Below are 252 nucleotides of genomic sequence, written 5' to 3' on the forward strand. Positions count from 1 at the left end.
CGACGTGAAGGTCGTCAATCTGCGCCCGCAGGAGCTGTCTGCCGCGTGGGATCGGGGCGACGTGGATGCCGCCTTCATCTGGGACCCGGTGCTCGCCAAGGTGAAGAAGAACGGTACGGTGCTGACCCTGTCTCTTATACACATCTCCGAGCCCACGAGACATGGCGCCTGATCGCGTATGCCGTCTTCTGCTTGAAAAGGGGGGGGGGGGGGGGGGGGGGGGGGGGGGGGGGGGGGGGGGGGGGGGGGGGG

At 69.0% G+C, this 252-nt stretch carries 1 pseudogene; it reads left to right on the plus strand.

The annotated features are described in order from the left end of the window. Window positions 1-133, plus strand: a pseudogene (locus tag JHD73_RS28920) (taurine ABC transporter substrate-binding protein); the annotation flags it as partial. Window positions 134-252: the final 119 nt, after the last annotated feature.

It is taken from the genome of Ralstonia sp. ASV6 (assembly GCF_016429285.1).
GTDB lineage: Bacteria > Pseudomonadota > Gammaproteobacteria > Burkholderiales > Burkholderiaceae > Ralstonia > Ralstonia flaminis.